Here is a 19,056-nt window from a genome sequence, read left to right on the forward strand (position 1 = left end):
AAAGTATGAAGAACTGGAAAACGCTGCTTCTCGGTATCGCCATGATCGCGAATACCAGTTTCGCTGCCCCCCAGGTAGTCGATAAAGTCGCAGCCGTCGTCAATAACGGCGTCGTGCTGGAAAGCGACGTTGATGGATTAATGCAGTCGGTAAAACTGAACGCTGCTCAGGCAAGGCAGCAACTTCCTGATGACGCGACGCTGCGCCACCAAATCATGGAACGTTTGATCATGGATCAAATTATCCTGCAGATGGGGCAGAAAATGGGAGTGAAAATCTCCGATGAGCAGCTGGATCAGGCGATTGCTAACATCGCGAAACAGAACAACATGACGCTGGATCAGATGCGCAGCCGTCTGGCCTACGATGGTCTGAACTACAACACCTATCGTAACCAGATCCGCAAAGAGATGATTATCTCTGAAGTGCGTAACAACGAGGTGCGTCGTCGCATCACCATCCTGCCGCAGGAAGTCGAATCCCTGGCGCAGCAGGTGGGTAACCAAAACGACGCCAGCACTGAGCTGAACCTAAGCCACATCCTGATCCCGCTGCCGGAAAACCCGACCTCTGATCAGGTGAACGAAGCGGAAAGCCAGGCACGCGCCATTGTCGATCAGGCGCGTAACGGCGCTGATTTCGGTAAGCTGGCGATTGCTCATTCTGCCGACCAGCAGGCGCTGAACGGCGGCCAGATGGGCTGGGGCCGTATTCAGGAGTTGCCCGGGATCTTCGCCCAGGCATTAAGCACCGCGAAGAAAGGCGACATTGTTGGTCCGATTCGTTCCGGCGTTGGCTTCCATATTCTGAAAGTTAACGACCTGCGCGGCGAAAGCAAAAATATCTCGGTGACCGAAGTTCATGCTCGCCATATTCTGCTGAAACCGTCGCCGATCATGACTGACGAACAGGCCCGCGTGAAACTGGAACAGATTGCTGCTGATATCAAGAGTGGTAAAACGACTTTTGCTGCCGCAGCGAAAGAGTTCTCGCAGGATCCAGGCTCTGCTAACCAGGGCGGCGATCTCGGCTGGGCTACACCAGATATTTTCGATCCAGCCTTCCGTGACGCCCTGACCCGCCTGAACAAAGGTCAAATGAGTGCACCGGTTCACTCTTCATTCGGCTGGCATTTAATCGAACTGCTGGATACCCGTAATGTCGATAAAACCGACGCTGCGCAGAAAGATCGTGCATACCGCATGCTGATGAACCGTAAGTTCTCGGAAGAAGCAGCAAGCTGGATGCAGGAACAACGTGCCAGCGCCTACGTTAAAATCCTGAGCAACTAATGGTTAAAACCCAACGTGTTGTGATCACTCCCGGCGAGCCCGCCGGGATTGGCCCGGACTTAGTTGTCCAGCTTGCACAGCGTGAGTGGTCGGTCGAACTGGTTGTTTGTGCCGATGCAACTCTCCTTACCGACCGGGCAGCGATGCTCGGTTTGCCGCTCACCCTCCGACCTTATTCCCCCAACTCCCCTGCACAACCGCAAACTGCGGGCACATTAACGCTACTTCCTGTCGCGCTACGTGAATCTGTCACTGCGGGGCAGTTAGCGGTTGAAAATGGGCATTATGTGGTGGAAACGCTGGCGCGAGCGTGTGATGGCTGTCTGAACGATGAATTTGCTGCGCTGATCACAGGCCCCGTGCATAAAGGCGTCATTAACGACGCAGGCATTCCGTTTACCGGTCATACCGAGTTTTTCGAAGAGCGTTCGCGGGCGAAAAAGGTGGTGATGATGCTGGCGACCGAAGAACTTCGCGTGGCGCTGGCAACGACGCATTTACCGCTGCGCGATATCGCAGATGCTATCACCCCTGCGCTTTTGCACGAAGTGATTGCTATTTTGCATCACGATTTGCGGACCAAATTTGGTATTGCCGAACCGCGCATTCTGGTCTGCGGCCTTAATCCGCACGCGGGCGAAGGCGGTCATATGGGCACGGAAGAGATAGACACCATTATTCCGGTGCTCGACGAGTTGCGGGCGCAGGGGATGAAACTTAACGGGCCGCTGCCTGCCGATACCCTGTTTCAGCCGAAATATCTCGATAACGCCGACGCCGTGCTGGCGATGTACCACGATCAGGGTCTTCCCGTGCTAAAATACCAGGGCTTCGGGCGCGGTGTGAACATTACGCTGGGCCTGCCCTTTATTCGCACATCAGTGGACCACGGCACCGCGCTTGAACTGGCGGGACGTGGCGAAGCCGATGTCGGCAGTTTTATTACGGCGCTTAATCTCGCCATCAAAATGATTGTTAACACCCAATGAATAATCGAGTCCACCAGGGCCACTTAGCCCGTAAACGCTTCGGGCAAAACTTTCTCAACGATCAGTTCGTGATCGACAGTATTGTTTCTGCCATTAACCCGCAAAAGGGCCAGGCGATGGTCGAAATCGGCCCCGGTCTGGCGGCATTGACCGAACCGGTCGGCGAACGTCTGGACCAGCTGACGGTCATCGAACTTGACCGCGATCTTGCGGCACGTCTGCAAACGCATCCATTCTTAGGCCCGAAACTGACGATTTATCAGCAGGATGCGATGACCTTTAACTTTGGCGAACTGGCTGAGAAAATGGGTCAGCCGCTGCGTGTTTTCGGCAACCTGCCTTATAACATCTCCACGCCGTTGATGTTCCATCTGTTTAGCTATACTGATGCCATTGCCGACATGCACTTTATGTTGCAAAAAGAGGTGGTGAATCGTCTGGTTGCAGGACCGAACAGCAAGGCGTATGGTCGATTAAGCGTCATGGCGCAATACTATTGCAACGTGATCCCAGTGCTGGAAGTACCGCCGTCAGCCTTTACACCACCACCCAAAGTGGATTCCGCCGTCGTGCGCCTGGTTCCTCATGCAACGATGCCTCACCCGGTTAAAGATGTTCGCGTGTTGAGCCGCATCACCACCGAAGCCTTTAACCAGCGTCGTAAAACCATTCGTAACAGCCTCGGCAACCTGTTTAGCGTCGAGGTGTTAACGGGAATGGGGATCGACCCGGCGATGCGAGCGGAAAATATCTCTGTCGCGCAATATTGCCAGATGGCGAACTATCTGGCGGAGAACGCGCCTTTGCAGGAGAGTTAACGATGATCAATTCGCCCCGAGTGTGTATTCAGGTTCAAAGCGTCTACATTGAGGCTCAATCTTCACCTGATAATGAACGTTACGTTTTTGCTTATACCGTAACCATACGCAATCTGGGGCGAGCGCCAGTGCAGTTGTTGGGGCGTTACTGGCTGATCACCAATGGCAATGGCCGTGAAACCGAAGTCCAGGGCGAAGGAGTGGTTGGCGTCCAGCCACTTATCGCGCCTGGCGAAGAGTACCAGTACACCAGCGGTGCAATCATTGAAACCCCGCTGGGCACCATGCAGGGTCACTACGAAATGATCGATGAAAATGGCGTCCCTTTCAGCATCGACATTCCCGTATTCCGACTCGCCGTTCCCACACTCATTCATTAAAAGAATATGGCGACATACCTTATTGGCGACGTTCATGGTTGTTACGATGAACTGATCGCATTGCTGCATAAAGTAGAATTTACCCCTGGGAAAGATACCCTCTGGCTGACGGGCGATCTGGTCGCGCGCGGCCCGGGTTCGCTGGATGTTTTGCGCTATGTGAAATCCTTAGGCGACAGCGTACGTCTGGTGCTGGGCAATCACGATCTGCATCTGCTGGCGGTATTTGCCGGGATCAGCCGCAATAAACCGAAAGATCGCCTGACACCGCTGCTGGAAGCGCCGGATGCCGACGAGCTGCTTAACTGGCTGCGTCGCCAGCCTCTGCTGCAAATCGACGAAGAGAAAAAGCTGGTGATGGCCCACGCAGGGATCACGCCGCAGTGGGATCTGCAGACCGCCAAAGAGTGCGCGCGCGATGTAGAAGCGGTGCTGTCGAGTGACTCCTATCCCTTCTTTCTCGACGCTATGTACGGCGATATGCCAAATAACTGGTCACCGGAATTGCGGGGGCTGGGAAGATTGCGTTTTATCACCAACGCCTTTACCCGTATGCGTTTTTGCTTCCCGAACGGTCAACTGGATATGTACAGCAAAGAATCGCCGGAAGAGGCCCCTGCCCCACTGAAACCGTGGTTTGCGATTCCTGGACCTGTCGCTGAAGAATACAGCATCGCCTTTGGTCACTGGGCATCGCTGGAAGGCAAAGGTACGCCGGAAGGTATTTACGCGCTGGATACTGGCTGCTGCTGGGGTGGTACATTAACCTGCCTGCGCTGGGAAGATAAACACTATTTTGTCCAGCCGTCGAACCGGCATAAAGATATGGGTGAGGGAGAGGCGGTCGCGTCTTAAATCCCGTCGAGCATAAAATCTAATGCTCCTTTAATCAACGTTCGGTGCGCGCTGGCATCGCAAAATTTCGTTCCCAGCGCGTTAACTGGAACAGTTGCAGTCTCATGCGTCATGAGCACATATTCTTTGCCGTCTACCAGTAAAAGGATTGGGTTAAGCCGTTCTGGTGGGCGAATACGGCTAAATCGTTCAATAGGTGTTAATGGAATAACAATACGGCGATTAATCACACCAATAATGTCGCTGGTAACATCGATAACAAAGGGAAACGCGGCGTTCCTGCTGCGACTGCGGTATACCGTAAATTGCATCGCTAGAAGCGCCGGTACTCATCAGAGAAACATCCGGTTTCATCAGCCAATTGATTTAACGCAGCGATAGCTTCTGCGTTCTCTTCACGCCAACGTGTTGCTGCATGTTTTTTAAGTTCAGCATTGAGCGCAACCGTAAGGGTGGCGCTCATATTTAAGCCTGCATCACGAGCGCGATTGACTAACTCACGGTCGACGGTGACGGTCACACTTTGTGTGGTACGTTTTGCAGTCATGATATCGTGCTCCTGTACAATTTATACGTCTAGTATACACGGATATCTGCACGTATCAGTGATGCCGGAATTCTAATATACAAAATTACCGCCGCTCCAGAATCTCAAAGCAATAACTATGAGAGTTCTGCGCATCAGCGTCGTGGAATTCGCTGAATACCGATTCCCAGTCATCCGGCTCGTAATCCGGGAAATGGGTGTCGCCTTCCACTTCTGCGTCGATATGCGTCAGATACAGTTTTTGCGCTTTTGCCAGGAACTGCTCATAAACGCGACCGCCGCCAATCACCATGATTTCTGGTACGTCACCACACGCCGCGATGGCTTCATCCACCGACTTCCCCCACGTTACGCGATCGTCCGTACCCGGTTGACTGCTGAGGATAATGTTTTTGCGTCCTGGCAGCGGACGACCGATGGATTCCCAGGTATGGCGGCCCATAATCACGGGTTTATTTAAGGTGTTGCGTTTAAACCAGGCGAGATCGGCAGGCAGGTTCCACGGCATGGCGTTTTCCATGCCGATAACGCGATCTACCGCTAACGCCGCAATCAGACTGATCATTGAGATTTCCCGATAAAAAAAATTGTCGCCACTATACGTAAAGCGTAAACCGTCGTCGACTGGTGCGAGGATGATGTTGAGGAAAATTTTATATTCTGCTGGCGAGTCCACGCTCTCCCCCTGGACTCGCCGCATTACAATGAAACAAAAACAAACAGTTAGCTGTAAAGTGTGATTTACGTCACTCTTTATTAGGATGAGGGTTTCGTTTCCGGTTCATCCGCCATGTTGCCGGTATGTTTACCTTCTTCTGTTCCCTGCCAGCCATGTCGTTGAATTAATGACAGATGTTCGCGGTCCTCGGTGATGATCTCACTTAACATCGCGCTGGTGCGTTTATAGACCGCCGCGCGGGCTTTGGTGTCATTCTCAACCATTGCCATCTCTTCCACCATCTGAATATTAAAGCGGCGGAACACATCGGCACGTTCTCGCGCTTCATACGGCCCCAGACCTAAACTTTCCAGCGCCAGACGCCCGATTTTCAGCGCACCTTCGAAGGTTTCACGCTCCGGCTTTTCAACGCCTGCCTGACGCAAACGAATGTAGTGGTCGACATCGCGGGCGCGGGCAATAATCTGCAAATGCGGGAAATGTTCTTTCACCATCTCCGTCAGTTGCAGGTTGGTTTGCGGATCGTCAATAGCATTAATCAGCACTTCCGCTTTCGCCGCTCCGGCAGATTCCAGTAAATCCATCCGCGTGGCATCGCCGTAAAACACTTTCATACCAAATTTACGCAGCGTTTCGATATGGTCCGGATCGTGATCGAGCACCACCATTTTCACCCCGCTGGAGAGCAGTAAACGTCCGGTAATCTGTCCAAAACGACCGAATCCGGCAATGATTACCCGCGGCTGTTCTTCGTCGATCTCATCGGCTTCACGCGCTTCCTCAGTAGAAGATTGCTCAAGGCGATTGAGGATCACCAGCAGAATCGGCGTTGCTGCCATCGACAGCGCCACCGCCAGGGTCAGCGATTTCGCCCACTCCGGCTCCAGCACATTCGCCATCTGCGCCGCGCCAAATACCACAAAGGCAAACTCACTGCCCTGCCCTAACAACACCGCAAACCAGCGACGCTGTTTATTTGGCACCTGCAACGGTCGGGCAATCAGCCACAGCATGGCGATTTTGATGATGAGGAAACCGAGCAGCAAAATGACAATGCGCAAAGGGTTTTCAATCAGCGTGCCAAAGTCTATCGACATGCCAACACCGATGAAAAACAGCCCCAACAGCAAACCTTTAAATGGCTCGATATCGCTTTCCAGCGCATGACGGTATTCCGAGCTTGCCAGCAGTACGCCCGCCAGAAATGCGCCCATCGCCATCGACAAGCCGACCTCTTCCAGCAGCAAACCAAAGCCAAACACGAGGAATAAAGCCACGGCACTAAACACTTCCCGCAAGCCAGAGCGGGCAACAAAACGCAGCGCCGGACGCGTGACATAGCGCCCCAGCAATACCACCAGTACCAGCGCACCCGCCACTTTTAACGCCGAGAGAGCAAATGCGCCCATCGTCGTCGAGGCACTGCTCGCCGCCAGTAGCGGAATCATCGCCACCAACGGGATCGCCGCGATATCCTGGAACAGCAGCACCGCAAAGGCGCTGCGACCCATTTGCGTCACCATCAGATTGCGTTCATTCATCGCCTGCATGGCAATCGCCGTAGAGGAGAGCGCCAGCGTCATGCCGATCAATTCCGCGACCTGCCAGCGCAGCCCAAGTAACATGCAGAACAGCCCCAGCAGGCCGCCGCAAATCACCATCTGCAATGCGCCACCGCCGAACACTGCCGCACGCAGCTTCCACAGCCTTTGTGGATCGAGTTCGAGGCCGATAATAAACAGCATCAGCACCACCCCAATCTCGGCAAAGTGCAGAATAGATTCGGCATCGGTCACCAGTCGCAGCCCCCACGGGCCAATAATGCAGCCGGCGATCAGGTAGCCAAGTACCGATCCCAGACCAAGACGTACCGCAATGGGTACAATCAGCGCCGCCGATCCGAGGTAGATCAGCGCCTGAACCAGCGTATGACTATCCATGATGGGCCTCCTGCCATTCCAGCAGACGTTGCTTATAGTGACGCGCCTGCCCTTCGAGGGTTTCGTCGTCACAAATAAAGGTGCAGTGCATGGCAAACGGTGGCAGCCAGTTCAGCCCGCAGTAGATTGCCGTCGCCTGTAGCGGCTGCGACAGCACATCAAAGCCCGGATGCGCACCAATTTCAAAATGGCTTTCCCCGCCGCCGGTCGTCACCGCCCACAGCAAATGTTTGCCATGCAGCGCCGTGCCGCCGTGACCGTAAGCCCAGCCGTGCGAGAAGACTTTATCGATCCAAAGTTTAAGGAGCGGAGGAATGCTGTACCACTGCATCGGGTGCTGCCAGACGATCAGATCGGCGCGAGACAGCGCCTCCTGCTCGGCGGCAATATCGATATTGAAGTCAGGATAGAGTTGATAAAGAGAGCGAATTTCGACGCCATCCAGCGTCCTTGCCTGTTCAAGCATCCGTTTATTCGCATGGGAATGATGCGGATACGGATGCGCATAAATGATGAGGATCATAGTTATTAGCCCGCGTGTTTACGCCTTTGTTTTCCCACAAAGTGTAGTCATATATTCACGCGGCTTATAGTCAATAATATTGATTCAGAAAAGAGAGAAATCTGAACAAATTACCCCATTCTCTGCCCGCGGATCGTCATATTGCTGGTCTGCGCCAGTGACATCCCTCGAGTCTCCGGGGCAAACGCTACGGAAATCAACAAGCCAAACAGCGAGATACCCGCCCCCATTAGCATCGTGTTACTGATACCGTAATTATTGATAAAGATCGGTAGTGCCCAGGTCGAAACAATGGTGCCAATACGACTTAAGGACATAATCACGCCCACGGCAGAGGCGCGGATATCTGTCGGGAAGAGTTCATTAGGATAGAGCCACTGCAAATTACCCGGCCCGCCAGAGAAAAAGGCATACACCGCAAAGGCCATCACTACCAGCCAGATCCCCATATCCGGGATTAGCCCCAAAACCGCCAGCGCCAGCGTCATCATGGCAAAGCTGCCAATCAACAATGGACGCCGTCCGGCAGTGTTTAACCACAGCATCGGCGGAATACAGCCGAGCATAAAGAACAGGCTAATCACCACATTCCCTAGTGCCGCGTTTTTGCCAACCCCCAATCCCAACAAACCAACGATTTGCGGGCCAAAGGTGTAAATGGCGAACATTGGGATCACCTGGCAGGTCCAGATGGCGGCAACAAACAGAACAAAAGGAAAATGGCGGCGATTAAACAGATCGCGAAAACGGGTTTGCTGCGGCTGCTCTTCATCGAAAGCCACCGGTTCGCCAAACAGTTTTATCATCATCTCTTCGCACTCTTTTACTCGCCCTTTGCGTAATAACCAGCGGGGAGATTCAGGCAGTTCGAATCGACCAATCAAAATCAACAAACAGGGGATCGCTGCGCTACCCAGCATCCAGCGCCAGCCGCCTTCCACATCATAAAGCCAGTAGCCGACCAGATCGGCGCAGGTCGCGCCGACATACCACATGGCGGCGATAAAGCTGATGGAAAATGCCCGCTGACGGGTACTGGAGAACTCGGTGATCATTGAGGTGGCGATGGGATAATCTGCACCGATGACAATGCCGATAAGTACCCGCATCACCAACAGTTCGACGGGGGATGAAACAAACATCGTCGCCACCGATATCACGCCGATGGCGATGATATCAATGAGGAACATTTTGCGCCGTCCGACTTTATCGGAAATATAGCCAAACAGCGATGTGCCAACGAACAGCCCGGCGAGCGTTCCCGCGCCCAACAAGCCAATCCAGTCAGCGTCCAGTTTTAGCGCCGGAGTCAGTTGCTCCAGCGCCACGCCAATCATTACCAGTACATAACCATCCAGAAACGGACCACCGCTTCCCCACAGCAAAATGCGGCGGTGAATAGAGGAGAATTTGAGATCGTCAAAGTTTCTGGACGGTTGCATGGGTTATTCCTGTTTTTTGCAATGAGAGTCAGTGCGGCGTTACGTATCAAACCAACATCAGCCGTAACGGAACTCCACACCAAAGGTGCCGCGCGGGTATTCCCACTGTTCCAGCGCCGACCCCAGCCCCAGAATGCGACAGGTGCCGCACTCCAGACATCCGGCGTAATCGAAGCGCACACTGCCGTCATCCTGCTTCTTGTACAGACCTGCGGGGCACGCTTTCACCAGCAGCTCCAGGGCCTGTTTATCGGCATCGGCCTTCACAACAATGTGTGGATGCTCTTCATCGACATTGAATTTATTGACGCCCAGTTTGACGTCCACATTGACGGGAGAAGTCATAAAACGGTCACTCCTTTCATGCCATCCTTGATCAGATTGATGAAGCCCACTTTCTTGCCGTGGCGGAGGATTTTCTTGCGCATCAGTTCCGGCGCACTGCCGTCAATGGTGAACAGGTCACGCGCCACGCCCACCGCCAGTTCTGGGTAGCCGCTAAACATGCGTGGGTTATCAAGGAACGCCGGTAGTTTCTGGTACATGCGCATATCGCGCAGCGGGCCACTCTCCAGATGCTGACGATATTCCGCGAGTTTTTGCTTACTGAAATCGTCGCTTTTCATCGCTGAAAGCACGGTTTTTGCTGCAGCTTCCCCGGCGGCAATCGCCAGATCCATACCGCGAATGGTAAAACCGAGGTTCATACACATTCCGGCGGCATCACCGGCAATCAATACGCCGTCACCAACCAACTCCGGCAGCATGTTGATGCCTGCTTCCGGCACTACGTGAGCGGAATATTCCACCAGCTTGCCACCCGCGATCAGCGGTGCAACGGCCGGATGCTGTTTGAAATCTTCCAGCATTTGCGGCACCGATTTTTTTGCGTCATGCAGATGATGCAGACCACAAACCAGCCCCAGCGACAGGGTATTTTCATTGGTATAAAGGAAGCCGCCGCCCATCAGGCCATCGGTGGGTGATCCCGCAAACAGACAAGCCGCGCCCTGATTACCCTGCAACTGAAAACGGTCTTCGATTACCGACTTCGGTAACTCGATCAGTTCCTTCACGCCAACCGCCACATCCGTCGGTTTAACGCGTTTTGCCATCCCCAACTTTTCGGCAAGGATGGAGTTCACCCCATCAGCAAGGATCACCGTTTTCGCTTCAATCACATCGCCATCGGCTTCTACACCGACGACTTTGCCATCGCGCTGTACGAGGTTATCGACGCGGATCCCGGTAATTAACTGCGCGCCCGCTTCTTCGGCCTGCTCCATCAACCAGGGATCAAATTTACTGCGCAAAACGGAGTAAGAACGCTGGGATGGCGAGGTTTCGTCACCATTGCAGTAGTCCATAGTCATCGCTGACTTTTCCGTCATAAACGCGAGTTTTTCATGGGTGATCAGGCGTTCTACGGGGGCGGAGTCGGCGAAACCAGGAATAATGTGTTCCAGACTGTGGGCATAGAGACGCCCGCCGGTGACGTTCTTGGCACCTGCGGAATTGCCACGCTCGATAACTAACACTTGCGCACCTTCGCGGGCGAGCACCAGTGCGGCAACCGAACCGGCAAGCCCTGCACCGACGATGATGGCGTCAAAGATATCTTCGGACATAAGAGCTCCCTGTCAGCGGCAGGGCCGTAATGCAGCCCTGCCAGAGTGGATCAACGCGCTAAAGCTGCGGTCAGCGCCGGAAGGATCTTCACGGCGTCGCCAACAATGCCGTAATCCGCGTACTGGAAGATCGGCGCATTTTTATCTTTGTTGATGGCGAAAATGGTTTGCGATGCATTAGCACCAACCATGTGCTGGATCTGCCCGGAGATCCCCACCGCCAGGTACAGTTCAGGTTTCAGCATCAGGTTGGAGATACCGACATAGCGTTCGTGCTCCATCCATTTTTCGTTTTCCGCCACCGGACGAGAACAGGCCAACTCCGCACCTATCGCCTTACAAAGCTGTTCTGCCAGCGCAATGTTATCTTTGCTGCCAATGCCGCGACCGACGCTGACCACCAGACGGGCTTTGTCGAGATCGACGCTGTTGCTCTGGCGCGCCTGGGTTGCCGTGCGGGTTATCGCCACAGCCGGAGCCTGCCACTCCACGGTGTGCGTTTCGCCAGTGCGTGACGCGTCTGGCTGAGCCGCATCGAACGTGCCACTGCTGATGGTCAGTACCGCATACGGCGTGGCAATGCGTTCTTCGCCAATCGCCAGGCCGCCGTAAACCATGTGTTTCACTGTTGCTTTACCGTCCTGTACGCTGACGGTGCTGGCATCGTTAGACACCGCCGCTTTAAGGCGATAACCCAGTTTTGCCGCCAGTAATTTGCCGCGACGGGTGTTTGGCAACAGCACCAGGCCGTCTGCGCCGTGCTGGCGAATAGTGTCAGCCATGACACCGGCGTAATCTTCGATCATCCGATCGTCCGGTTTGCCGTTTAATTTCCAGACATGATTAGCGCCGAGCTGGATTGCCTGTGCGCCGTCGGCATCATTGAGGACAAAGGCATTGATTTGATTAGCTAAAGCCTGCGCACCGTTCATCAGTTCCGGCAGACGAGAAGGGGTATCGCTGAATACCCAGACTTGAGAAAACGTGTTCATAGCATCCCCTGTAATTAAATGACTTTGCGAAGATTTTCAGCAAATGCGGCGATCTGTTCTTCGCCGTCGCCTTCAATCACGATGCGCTGACGCTCGCGCTGTTTCGGCGCGGCAACCTGTTGTTCTGACCAGGCTGCCTCTGCGTTAAAACCGATATCCGCCGCCGACCATACCTGGACTGGCTTTTTCGCCGCGCCGAGAATGGCTTTCATCGAAGGAATTTGTGGGGAGTTGATATCAGTGGAAACAGCAACAACCGCAGGCAGCGGAATGCTTAACGTTTCTGTTTCATCTTCCAGTTCGCGCTCAACGGTGAGGGTATCTGCCGTCAGGGAGATAATTTTGCTGACGCCGTTAACTGCCGGAATATTGAGGATTTCGCCTACCAGCAAACCAACCTGCTGGGCATAAAGGTCGGAAGAACCATCGCCACAGAGGATCAAATCAAAGCCTGCTTTCTGGGCGGCTGCAGCCAGTGCGCTCGCCGTTTGTTGCGGCAGTGCCTGCTCGAACTGGTCATCAATCACCACAATCAGTTCATCCGGGCCGCGCGATAGCACATCTTTACGCCCTTTGGCGTTGGTCAGGGCTTTACCGCCCACACTTAAGGCTGTCACCTGCGCCTCTGCTGCCTGTTGCTTTAGCTGGCAAGCCGCTTCAATAGCGTTGAGATCGTATTGGCTTATTTTGGCATCGGCTTTGCTGAAGTCTAATGAACCATCAGCATTATTGACCGCAATATCCTGTTCATCAGGCACGCACTTATAGCAAGTAATAATCTTCATTGCATCTCCAGAAATCATGAAGGAAACGTCGTTCATATCGGTGGTGTTAATTACAGATATCACGCCCTTTAATTTGGAAATAAAACTTTAATCACCAATATTGAAAATGTCACACGCAGATAAATCCAACTTTCAATATTGTTAAGTTCCTCACCAATATTGAAAACATGGCGTAGCAAAAAGAAATTTTCAATATTGTTTTATAGATCACCAATATTGAAAGTCAGATGCTATTTTTTTACCCACAAAAGAACATAACAAACTGATTAATAACCAAAATTAACGGAAAAACGTCCTCTATTCACCCGAAACAAAAATGTGACACCAATCACAGAATACAGCTTATTGAATACCCATTATGAGTTAGCCATTAACGCGTCCACGAGGTTAATAATAATTATATTAAATGTTAACAAAAATAAAACAAACGGGAACGCAAAATAAATATTCGTTTTCACAGTGGAATTAACTCATGAAGAATGAAAAGAGAAAAACGGGAATAGAACCGAAGGTTTTCTTTCCGCCATTAATAATCGTCGGCATACTTTGTTGGCTTACAGTCAGAGATCTGGATGCGGCGAATGTCGTTATTAATGCTGTATTCAGTTACGTCACCAATGTATGGGGATGGGCATTTGAATGGTATATGGTGGTGATGCTTTTCGGTTGGTTCTGGCTGGTGTTTGGCCCGTATGCCAAAAAGCGTTTAGGTAACGAACCACCTGAATTTAGTACCGCCAGTTGGATCTTTATGATGTTCGCCTCCTGTACGTCTGCTGCCGTACTGTTCTGGGGATCGATTGAGATCTACTACTACATATCCACCCCGCCGTTTGGCTTAGAACCGAACTCGACAGGAGCGAAAGAGTTGGGGCTGGCTTACAGCTTGTTCCACTGGGGACCTCTGCCGTGGGCCACTTACAGCTTCCTTTCAGTCGCCTTCGCTTACTTCTTCTTTGTCCGCAAAATGGAAGTGATTCGCCCCAGCTCCACCTTGGTGCCGCTGGTAGGTGAAAAACACGCCAAAGGGTTGTTCGGCACTATCGTCGACAACTTCTATCTCGTCGCCTTGATCTTCGCGATGGGTACCAGTCTGGGCCTTGCCACGCCGCTGGTGACCGAGTGTATGCAATGGTTGTTTGGCATTCCGCATACCCTGCAACTGGACGCTATCATCATTACCTGCTGGATTATCCTCAACGCCATTTGCGTCGCCTGCGGTCTGCAAAAAGGGGTACGTATCGCCAGTGACGTGCGTAGTTACCTGAGCTTCCTGATGCTGGGTTGGGTGTTCATTGTCAGCGGTGCCAGCTTCATCATGAACTACTTCACCGATTCGGTGGGGATGTTGCTGATGTATCTGCCGCGCATGTTGTTCTATACCGATCCCATCGCTAAAGGCGGCTTCCCGCAGGGCTGGACCGTGTTCTATTGGGCATGGTGGGTGATTTACGCCATCCAGATGAGTATCTTCCTCGCCCGCATCTCCCGTGGTCGTACTGTGCGTGAACTGTGCTTCGGCATGGTGCTGGGACTGACAGCGTCAACCTGGATCCTGTGGACTGTACTCGGTAGTAACACTCTGCTGTTGATAGATAAAAACATCATCAACATTCCAAATCTGATCGAACAGTACGGTGTGGCGCGCGCCATTATCGAAACCTGGGCCGCTCTGCCACTCAGCACCGCCACCATGTGGGGCTTCTTCATCCTCTGCTTTATTGCCACCGTTACGCTGGTTAACGCCTGCTCTTATACCCTGGCGATGTCCACTTGCCGCGAAGTACGCGATGGTGAAGAGCCGCCGCTGCTGGTGCGTATCGGTTGGTCAATTCTGGTTGGCATTATCGGTATTGTTCTGCTGGCGCTCGGCGGCCTGAAACCGATTCAAACCGCCATTATCGCCGGAGGATGCCCGCTGTTCTTCGTCAACATTATGGTGACGCTCTCCTTTATTAAAGACGCGAAACAGAACTGGAAAGATTAATTAACCCCCAAAATATCAAGAGGTTGAAAGATGGATTTTAATTTAAATGATGAGCAGGAACTGTTTGTCGCCGGTATCCGCGAACTGATGGCCAGCGAAAACTGGGAGGCCTATTTTGCCGAGTGCGACCGTGACAGCGTCTACCCGGAACGTTTTGTCAAAGCACTGGCGGATATGGGTATCGACAGTCTGCTGATCCCTGAAGAGCACGGTGGTCTGGACGCGGGGTTTGTTACTCTCGCCGCCGTGTGGATGGAGCTGGGACGTCTGGGGGCACCAACCTATGTACTGTACCAGCTGCCGGGCGGGTTCAATACCTTCCTGCGCGAAGGCACACAAGAGCAGATCGACAAGATTATGGCTTTCCGCGGCACCGGTAAGCAGATGTGGAACTCAGCGATTACCGAACCGGGCGCGGGCTCCGACGTGGGTAGCCTGAAAACGACTTATACCCGTAGAAATGGTAAGATTTATCTTAATGGTAGTAAGTGTTTTATTACCAGTAGCGCCTACACCCCGTACATCGTGGTGATGGCGCGCGACGGGGCTTCTCCGGACAAACCTGTCTACACCGAATGGTTTGTTGATATGAGCAAACCGGGCATCAAAGTGACCAAACTTGAGAAGCTCGGTCTGCGTATGGATAGCTGCTGTGAAATCACCTTTGACGATGTGGAACTGGACGAGAAAGACATGTTCGGTCGGGAAGGTAACGGCTTTAACCGCGTCAAAGAAGAGTTCGACCATGAACGTTTCCTGGTAGCCCTGACCAACTACGGTACGGCGATGTGCGCCTTTGAAGATGCGGCGCGCTACGCCAACCAGCGCGTGCAGTTTGGCGAGGCTATTGGTCGTTTCCAGTTGATTCAGGAAAAATTCGCCCACATGGCGATCAAATTAAACTCCATGAAAAACATGCTGTATGAAGCAGCGTGGAAAGCAGACAACGGCACCATCACCTCTGGCGATGCAGCGATGTGCAAATACTTCTGCGCCAATGCGGCATTTGAAGTGGTGGATAGCGCAATGCAGGTGCTGGGCGGTGTCGGGATTGCGGGCAACCACCGCATCAGCCGCTTCTGGCGTGACCTGCGTGTAGACCGCGTTTCCGGAGGATCTGACGAAATGCAGATCCTGACGCTGGGTCGTGCGGTGCTGAAGCAATACCGCTAAGTCCGTGCGCTGCCTGATGCGACGCTGACGCGTCTTATCAGGCCTACGGGAGCACGAATGTAGGCCGGATAAGGCGTTTACGCCGCATCCGGCAGTCATGCGCTACATAAATTTTTCAGGAGCTAATAATGGATCATCTACCCATGCCGAAATTCGGACCGCTGGCCGGATTGCGCGTTGTCTTCTCCGGTATCGAAATTGCCGGGCCGTTCGCCGGGCAAATGTTCGCAGAATGGGGTGCGGAAGTTATCTGGATCGAGAACGTCGCCTGGGCCGACACCATTCGCGTTCAACCGAACTACCCGCAACTCTCCCGCCGCAATTTGCACGCGCTGTCGTTAAATATTTTCAAAGATGAAGGCCGCGAAGCGTTTCTGAAATTAATGGAAACCACCGATATCTTCATCGAAGCCAGTAAAGGTCCGGCCTTTGCCCGTCGTGGCATTACCGATGAAGTACTGTGGCAGCACAACCCGAAACTGGTTATCGCTCACCTGTCCGGTTTTGGTCAGTACGGCACCGAGGAGTACACCAATCTTCCGGCCTATAACACCATCGCCCAGGCCTTCAGTGGTTACCTGATTCAGAACGGTGATGTTGACCAGCCAATGCCTGCCTTCCCGTATACCGCCGATTACTTTTCTGGCCTGACCGCCACCACGGCGGCGCTGGCAGCACTGCATAAAGCGCGTGAAACCGGTAAAGGCGAAAGTATCGACATCGCCATGTATGAAGTGATGCTGCGTATGGGCCAGTACTTCATGATGGATTACTTCAACGGCGGCGAAATGTGCCCGCGCATGAGCAAAGGTAAAGATCCCTACTACGCCGGTTGCGGTCTGTATAAATGCGCCGACGGCTACATCGTGATGGAACTGGTGGGCATTACCCAAATTGAAGAGTGCTTTAAAGATATTGGCCTCGCACATCTGCTCGGTACGCCGGAAATCCCGGAAGGCACTCAGCTTATCCACCGTATCGAATGCCCTTACGGCCCACTGGTAGAAGAAAAACTCGATGCCTGGCTGGCGGCACATACCATCGCAGAAGTTAAAGAACGCTTTGCCGAACTGAATATCGCCTGTGCCAAAGTACTGACCGTACCGGAACTGGAAAGCAATCCACAATATGTTGCCCGTGAATCAATCACTCAGTGGCAAACGATGGATGGTCGCACCTGCAAAGGGCCGAACATCATGCCGAAATTCAAAAATAACCCCGGACAAATCTGGCGCGGAATGCCCTCACATGGCATGGACACGGCTGCCATTTTGAAAAATATCGGCTACAGCGAAAACGACATTCAGGAGTTGGTCAGCAAAGGTCTGGCCAAAGTTGAGGACTAAACGCGTGGCGTCAGTCGGCTTGCCTGACTAGCGCCCGCCCAATAACAAACGAACAAAAATGGATAGAGGTGCAATGGATATCATTGGCGGACAACATCTACGTCAAATGTGGGACGATCTGGCGGACGTTTACGGTCATAAAACGGCGCTGATTTGTGAATCCAGCGGCGGAGTCGTTAACCGGTATAGTTATCTTGAGTTAAATCAGGAGATTAACCGCACGGCAAACCTGTTTTATACGCTGGGGATTCGCAAAGGCGACAAGGTTGCACTACATCTCGACAACTGCCCGGAATTTATTTTTTGCTGGTTCGGGCTGGCAAAAATTGGCGCGATCATGGTGCCGATTAACGCCCGCCTGTTACGCGAGGAAAGCGCGTGGATCCTGCAAAATAGCCAGGCGTGCCTGCTGGTGACCAGTGCGCAATTCTATCCTATGTATCAACAGATTCAGCAGGAAGATGCCACTCAATTGCGGCACATTTGCCTGACAGATGTGGCACTTCCCGCTGATGATGGCGTGAGTTCGTTTACTCAACTGAAAAATCAACAACCTGCCACCTTGTGCTATGCACCGCCGCTATCGACTGACGATACGGCGGAAATTCTCTTCACCTCCGGCACCACCTCCCGACCGAAAGGTGTGGTGATTACCCATTACAACCTGCGCTTCGCTGGATATTACTCCGCCTGGCAGTGTGCACTGCGTGACGATGACGTCTACCTGACGGTAATGCCTGCGTTTCATATCGATTGCCAGTGTACTGCGGCGATGGCGGCGTTTTCTGCCGGGGCCACCTTTGTGCTGGTCGAGAAATACAGCGCCCGCGCCTTCTGGGGACAGGTGCAGAAGTACCGCGCCACCGTTACCGAATGTATTCCGATGATGATCCGTACGTTGATGGTGCAGCCGCCTTCAGCGAACGATCGGCAACACCGCCTGCGGGAAGTGATGTTTTATCTCAACTTGTCGGAGCAGGAAAAAGATGCGTTTTGTGAACGCTTCGGCGTTCGCTTGCTGACGTCTTATGGGATGACGGAAACCATTGTGGGCATTATCGGCGATCGTCCTGGCGATAAACGACGCTGGCCGTCGATTGGTCGGGCGGGGTTTTGCTACGAAGCGGAGATCCGCGACGATCACAATCGCCCGCTCCCGGCAGGTGAGATCGGTGAAATCTGTATTAAAGGCGTACCAGGGAAAACCATCTTCAAAGAGTATTTTCTCAACCCGAAAGCCACTGCGAAAGTGCTGGAAGCCGACGGCTGGCTACATACCGGCGATACCGGATACTGCGACGAAGAGGGCTTTTTTTATTTCGTCGATCGCCGCTGCAATATGATCAAACGCGGTGGCGAGAATGTCTCCTGCGTGGAGCTGGAAAATATCATCGCCACCCATCCAAAAATTCAGGACATCGTGGTTGTGGGTATTAAAGATTCGATTCGCGATGAAGCCATCAAAGCATTTGTGGTGCTGAATGAAGGTGAAACATTGAGCGAAGAGGAATTTTTTCGCTTCTGCGAACAAAATATGGCGAAATTTAAAGTGCCCTCTTATCTGGAGATCAGAAAAGATCTGCCACGTAATTGCTCGGGGAAAATAATTAGAAAGAATCTGAAATAAATGAAACGGCAGGGAACTACCCTGCCAGCTAATAATCACGCTCTAAAACAATA

The 19,056-nt window shown here is 52.8% G+C and carries 19 protein-coding genes; 9 read left to right on the forward strand and 10 right to left on the reverse strand.

Annotated elements, in window-relative coordinates:
- The first annotated feature begins 5 nt into the window (after window positions 1–5).
- The 5 genes from surA to apaH are packed head-to-tail and all read left to right on the forward strand — an operon-like array spanning window position 6 to window position 4,334.
- Entirely contained in the window at window positions 6–1,292 is a 1,287-nt protein-coding gene (gene surA / locus ACJHW7_RS06995; protein WP_000800457.1) for a peptidylprolyl isomerase SurA, read from the forward strand.
- Window positions 1,292–2,281: a 4-hydroxythreonine-4-phosphate dehydrogenase PdxA gene (gene pdxA, locus ACJHW7_RS07000; protein ID WP_021556398.1), complete on the forward strand. Its 990-nt coding sequence runs from the start codon at window positions 1,292–1,294 to the stop codon at window positions 2,279–2,281. Before surA ends, pdxA begins: the two co-directional genes overlap by 1 nt.
- Complete coding sequence (rsmA, locus tag ACJHW7_RS07005; protein ID WP_001065381.1) at window positions 2,278–3,099, forward strand: 16S rRNA (adenine(1518)-N(6)/adenine(1519)-N(6))-dimethyltransferase RsmA; 822 nt, start codon at window positions 2,278–2,280, stop codon at window positions 3,097–3,099. Before pdxA ends, rsmA begins: the two co-directional genes overlap by 4 nt.
- Before the next feature lie 2 nt (window positions 3,100–3,101).
- Complete coding sequence (gene apaG / locus ACJHW7_RS07010) at window positions 3,102–3,479, forward strand: Co2+/Mg2+ efflux protein ApaG (protein WP_000610901.1); 378 nt, start codon at window positions 3,102–3,104, stop codon at window positions 3,477–3,479.
- A gap of 6 nt (window positions 3,480–3,485) precedes the next feature.
- On the forward strand, window positions 3,486–4,334 hold the full coding sequence (gene apaH, locus ACJHW7_RS07015; protein WP_021556397.1) for a bis(5'-nucleosyl)-tetraphosphatase (symmetrical) ApaH: 849 nt from the start codon (window positions 3,486–3,488) through the stop codon (window positions 4,332–4,334).
- On the opposite strand, the gene ACJHW7_RS07020 is transcribed toward apaH, so the two are convergent.
- From ACJHW7_RS07020 to ACJHW7_RS07065, 10 genes are all read right to left on the reverse strand, one after another.
- Window positions 4,331–4,645 (reverse strand): CcdB family protein, encoded by a 315-nt coding sequence (locus tag ACJHW7_RS07020; protein WP_001160975.1) that lies wholly within the window; start codon window positions 4,643–4,645, stop codon window positions 4,331–4,333. The genes apaH and ACJHW7_RS07020 overlap by 4 nt on opposite strands.
- Before the next feature lie 2 nt (window positions 4,646–4,647).
- Window positions 4,648–4,881: a type II toxin-antitoxin system CcdA family antitoxin gene (locus ACJHW7_RS07025; protein ID WP_000125565.1), complete on the reverse strand. Its 234-nt coding sequence runs from the start codon at window positions 4,879–4,881 to the stop codon at window positions 4,648–4,650.
- An 85-nt stretch (window positions 4,882–4,966) separates the two neighbouring features.
- Complete coding sequence (folA, locus tag ACJHW7_RS07030) at window positions 4,967–5,446, reverse strand: type 3 dihydrofolate reductase (protein WP_072847813.1); 480 nt, start codon at window positions 5,444–5,446, stop codon at window positions 4,967–4,969.
- 191 nt (window positions 5,447–5,637) lie between these two features.
- On the reverse strand, window positions 5,638–7,500 hold the full coding sequence (gene kefC / locus ACJHW7_RS07035; RefSeq protein WP_040234481.1) for a glutathione-regulated potassium-efflux system protein KefC: 1,863 nt from the start codon (window positions 7,498–7,500) through the stop codon (window positions 5,638–5,640).
- Complete coding sequence (gene kefF, locus ACJHW7_RS07040) at window positions 7,493–8,023, reverse strand: glutathione-regulated potassium-efflux system oxidoreductase KefF (protein ID WP_000600718.1); 531 nt, start codon at window positions 8,021–8,023, stop codon at window positions 7,493–7,495. The genes kefC and kefF overlap by 8 nt, the downstream gene beginning before the upstream one ends.
- A gap of 110 nt (window positions 8,024–8,133) precedes the next feature.
- On the reverse strand, window positions 8,134–9,465 hold the full coding sequence (locus ACJHW7_RS07045) for an MFS transporter (protein WP_001183198.1): 1,332 nt from the start codon (window positions 9,463–9,465) through the stop codon (window positions 8,134–8,136).
- Window positions 9,466–9,522: 57 nt separating this feature from the next.
- Window positions 9,523–9,810, reverse strand: a complete 288-nt coding sequence (fixX, locus tag ACJHW7_RS07050) for a ferredoxin-like protein FixX (RefSeq protein WP_000203741.1) — start codon at window positions 9,808–9,810, stop codon at window positions 9,523–9,525.
- Complete coding sequence (locus tag ACJHW7_RS07055) at window positions 9,807–11,093, reverse strand: FAD-dependent oxidoreductase (protein WP_040234479.1); 1,287 nt, start codon at window positions 11,091–11,093, stop codon at window positions 9,807–9,809. The genes fixX and ACJHW7_RS07055 overlap by 4 nt, the downstream gene beginning before the upstream one ends.
- A 50-nt stretch (window positions 11,094–11,143) precedes the next feature.
- Window positions 11,144–12,085: an electron transfer flavoprotein subunit alpha/FixB family protein gene (locus ACJHW7_RS07060; RefSeq protein WP_001091478.1), complete on the reverse strand. Its 942-nt coding sequence runs from the start codon at window positions 12,083–12,085 to the stop codon at window positions 11,144–11,146.
- Between the two features lie 14 nt (window positions 12,086–12,099).
- Window positions 12,100–12,870, reverse strand: coding sequence for an electron transfer flavoprotein FixA (locus ACJHW7_RS07065; protein ID WP_000692204.1), 771 nt, complete (start codon window positions 12,868–12,870; stop codon window positions 12,100–12,102).
- Window positions 12,871–13,342: 472 nt separating this feature from the next.
- Between ACJHW7_RS07065 and caiT the strand changes: the two genes are divergently transcribed.
- From caiT to caiC, 4 genes are all read left to right on the forward strand, one after another.
- The gene (gene caiT, locus ACJHW7_RS07070) at window positions 13,343–14,857 is read left to right on the forward strand and encodes an L-carnitine/gamma-butyrobetaine antiporter (RefSeq protein ID WP_000787103.1); all 1,515 of its coding nucleotides are present in this window, start codon (window positions 13,343–13,345) and stop codon (window positions 14,855–14,857) included.
- Window positions 14,858–14,887: 30 nt separating this feature from the next.
- Entirely contained in the window at window positions 14,888–16,030 is a 1,143-nt protein-coding gene (caiA, locus tag ACJHW7_RS07075) for a crotonobetainyl-CoA dehydrogenase (RefSeq protein ID WP_000347117.1), read from the forward strand.
- Between the two features lie 128 nt (window positions 16,031–16,158).
- A complete protein-coding gene (gene caiB / locus ACJHW7_RS07080) occupies window positions 16,159–17,376 on the forward strand; it encodes an L-carnitine CoA-transferase (protein ID WP_000349922.1) in 1,218 nt (405 codons plus the stop codon).
- A 73-nt stretch (window positions 17,377–17,449) separates the two neighbouring features.
- Complete coding sequence (caiC, locus tag ACJHW7_RS07085; protein WP_001395601.1) at window positions 17,450–19,003, forward strand: crotonobetaine/carnitine-CoA ligase; 1,554 nt, start codon at window positions 17,450–17,452, stop codon at window positions 19,001–19,003.
- Window positions 19,004–19,056 lie beyond the last annotated feature (53 nt).

The sequence above is a fragment of the Escherichia sp. WS1152 genome (genome assembly GCF_046487665.1).
GTDB classification, from domain to species: domain Bacteria; phylum Pseudomonadota; class Gammaproteobacteria; order Enterobacterales; family Enterobacteriaceae; genus Escherichia; species Escherichia coli.